General features: G+C 67.7%; 4 protein-coding genes. All 4 read right to left on the bottom strand.

What is annotated here, in order from left to right; all coding sequences use genetic code 11:
• Nucleotides 1-838, bottom strand: an 838-nt coding sequence (locus G3O06_RS47170; protein ID WP_205820176.1) for an Hpt domain-containing protein, incomplete at its 3' end; no start/stop codon positions are given.
• Nucleotides 839-871: 33 nt separating this feature from the next.
• Complete coding sequence (locus tag G3O06_RS47175) at nucleotides 872-1,249, bottom strand: response regulator (RefSeq protein WP_011350594.1); 378 nt, start codon at nucleotides 1,247-1,249, stop codon at nucleotides 872-874.
• A gap of 24 nt (nucleotides 1,250-1,273) precedes the next feature.
• Nucleotides 1,274-2,308 (bottom strand): flagellar motor protein MotB, encoded by a 1,035-nt coding sequence (motB, locus tag G3O06_RS47180; RefSeq protein ID WP_205820177.1) that lies wholly within the window; start codon nucleotides 2,306-2,308, stop codon nucleotides 1,274-1,276.
• 13 nt (nucleotides 2,309-2,321) lie between these two features.
• Complete coding sequence (motA, locus tag G3O06_RS47185; protein ID WP_011350592.1) at nucleotides 2,322-3,182, bottom strand: flagellar motor stator protein MotA; 861 nt, start codon at nucleotides 3,180-3,182, stop codon at nucleotides 2,322-2,324.
• Nucleotides 3,183-3,360 lie beyond the last annotated feature (178 nt).

The raw sequence follows: 3,360 nt of genomic DNA on the forward strand, positions 1-3,360 counted from the left end.
CCGGTTGCGCGGCGGCAGCCGGTTCTGCCGCCGGTGCCGCGGCTTCCTGCGCGGCAGCCGGTGCAGCCGGCGCGGTGCCGTGCCCCACGCGGATCTGGCTTTCGTCGATCACGAAGCAGCACACGGCCACGATGTCGTCGGACGGCACGTCCGATTCGACCCACAACGTCAGGTCGCCGCCCGCTTCCTCGCGGCCGACGATCCGGCCGAGGTTGCCGAGCTCTTCGGTGAGCAGTTCGCGATCCTTCGCATCGACACCCACGAGCGTGATCTTCAGGTGCGGGCCGCCTTCGTCCGCGCCGGCGTCGCCCGCCGGATGCGCAGCCGCGACGGCCTGCTCGATCACGTGGTCGGGCGCGCGATCGTCGCTGGCGGCCGGTTCCGCGACCGGCGCGACGGCAGCAGCGACCGGCGCCGCGGGTGCAGGCGCAACCGGCGCACCCGCGCTGCTCTCGGCCTTCAGCCGTTCGAGCTTCGCGCAGATCGTCGCGGCGGCGGCCGCGTCCGGTTCGGCGCTTGCGCGGTAGTCGACGAGCTGGTCGGACAGCACGTCCTTGGTCTCGAGGAACGCGTCGACCATTTCCTTGGTCAGCGTCAGCTCATGGTTGCGCGCGCGGTCGAGCAGCGATTCGAGGATGTGCGTCGTATCGGTCAGCGCGGAAAAGCCGAACGTCGCCGCGCCGCCCTTGATCGAATGCGCGGCGCGGAAGATCGCGGCCAGATCCTCGGGGTCGGGCGAGCCGACGTCGAGGTTCAGCAGCAACTGCTCCATCTGCGCGAGCAGCTCGTCCGCTTCGTCGAAAAATGTCTGGTAGAACTGAGTGATGTCGAGAGTCATGCCCGGTCCCGGGTTGAATGCGTCGCGTGAATGTCAGGAAGCGGCCGGCTCGGACAGCGTCGCGACCAGGTCGACCAGCACGGCGGGATCGATCGGCTTCTCGATCCAGCCGGTCGCGCCCGCGTCGCGTGCGGCGTCCTTGAACGCGTCGCTGCCTTCCGTCGTCAGCACGAGGATCGGCGTTTCCGTATAGGCGGTCAGCTTGCGCAGCGCGGCGATCACTTCGAGCCCGCTCTTGCGCGGCATGTTCTGGTCGGTCAGCACCAGGTCGTACGGCACGGTGGCCGCCAGGTCGAAGCCGGCCTCGCCGTCCGGCGCCACCGTCACGTCGTATCCGGCCTGCATCAGCGTTGCCTGCAGCAGCGCACGCATGGTCGCGGAGTCGTCGATGGCGAGAATGGTTCGGATCATGTCTGTCTCGGAATCTCGTAAACGTCAGGGTTTCGGCACGGCGACGGCGGACGCCGCGAGCGCCGCGAGCGCCGGGCGCGCGGCCGGCGCCGGGGCCAGCTGCTGCGCGAGCTGCTGCGAGCCGGCCGCATCGGCCGACAGCGTCGTGGTCGTCGCATCGTCGCGCATCAGCGCCTCTTCGGATTTGCGGTTCAGCACGATCACGCTGATCCGGCGGTTTTCCGGATCGAGCGGGTCGGCCTTGTTCAGGTTCTGGGTCGACGCGAGGCCGAGCACGCGCAGCACTTTCGCCTCGCCCATGCCGCCGGTGATCAGCTCGCGGCGCGACGCGTTCGCGCGGTCGGCCGACAGCTCCCAGTTGCTGTAGCCGCCCTCGCCGCCCGCGTACGGCACGGCGTCGGTGTGGCCCTGGACGATGATCCGGTTCGGCACGTCGTTCAGCGTCTTGCCGATCTCGCGCAGGATGTCGCGCATGTACGGCTCGACGTGGTCGCTCGACATCGCGAACATCGGCCGCTTCTGCGAATCGACGATCTCGATGCGCAGCCCCATCAGCGTGGAATCGATGCGGATCTGCTGCTTGAACTGGCGCAGCGTCGGGTTGGCCTCGATCGCGGCCATCAGCTTGATCTGCAGGTCGTGCAGGCGTGCCTGCTCGAGCCGGTCCTGCGCGGCCTGGGCGGTCTGCGCCTGCGACCGGGAATGCTCGTCGCCCATCTTCGCGAGGCGTTCGGCGAGCTGCGTCGTGCCGTCGGTGCGGCGCAGCGTGCCGGCTTCGACGCTCGACAGGTCGCGGCCGCCGCCGTTGATGATGCTGGAATCCTGCGAGCTGCGGTCGCCGCTGCCGAACAGCGCGGCCTTCAGCGGCGTGTTGAAGTATTCGGCGATCCCCTTCAGCTGCACCGGCGTGACCGAACTCAGCAGCCACATCAGCAGGAAGAACGCCATCATCGCGGTCATGAAGTCCGCGTACGCGAGCTTCCATGCGCCGCCGTGGTGGCCCTTCTTCGCCGGGGCCACCCGCTTGACGACGATTGCGCGATCCTTGCTCTTGCTCATTGGGCGCTCCGCGTCACTTCGCCTTCACGCGGCGCACATGCTCTTCGAGCTCGGAAAACGACGGCCGCTCGGTCGAGAACAGCACCTTGCGGCCGAACTCGACCGCAATCGCCGGCGCATAGCCGTTCAGCGTCGCGAGGATCGTCACCTTGATGCACTGGAACATCTTGGTCGACTCGGCGACGCGCTGCTCCGCGAGGCTCGCGAGCGGCCCGATCAGCCCGTACGACAGCAGGATCCCGAGGAACGTGCCGACCAGTGCCTGCGCGATCATCGCGCCGAGCACCGCGGGCGGCTTGTCGGCGGACGCCATCGTGTGCACGACGCCCATCACGGCCGCGACGATACCGAACGCCGGCATCGCGTCGCCGACGCGCATCAATGCGTGCGCGGGGCCTTCGCCTTCCGCGTGGTGCGTCTCGATCTCCTCGTCCATCAGGCTTTCGATCTCGAACGCGTTCATGTTGCCGCCCACCATCAGGCGCAGGTAGTCGGTCAGGAATTCGACGATGTGGTGATCGGCGAGGATCTTCGGGTATTGCGTGAAGATCGGGCTCTTTTCCGGATCGTCGATGTCGGCCTCGAGCGTGAGCGTGCCTTCCTTGCGTGCCTTCGCGAGCAGCACGTAAAGAAGCGCCATCAGCTCCATGTAGACGTCCTTCGTGTATTTCGAGCCCTTGAAGAGGGTCGGCAGCACGCGCAGCGTGGCCTTGATGGTCTTGCCGCCGTTGCCGAGGATGAACGCGCCGACACCGGCACCCACGATCATCAGGATCTCGACCGGCTGGATCAAGGCGCCCAGATGCCCGCCTGCCAGCGCATAACCGCCGAAGACGGACAACAGCGTCACGAGTGTTCCCACGATAATCAGCACTGCCTGTCCCTCACGAATGACCGGCGGGGAGACCGCCGTTAAACAGGTTTACGGCAGTCGGCAGGAAAACTTTCGCGGGCGGCCAGGCGGCGGCCCGACGGTGTTTACCAGCAATTTGCAGACGATTCGCGCCACCCGGCGCGGCCTGAACGCCCCGCCCGGCGGTGCCCGGCCCGGC

This window comes from Burkholderia sp. Ac-20345, from assembly GCF_017104825.1.
Lineage (GTDB): Bacteria > Pseudomonadota > Gammaproteobacteria > Burkholderiales > Burkholderiaceae > Burkholderia > Burkholderia lata_B.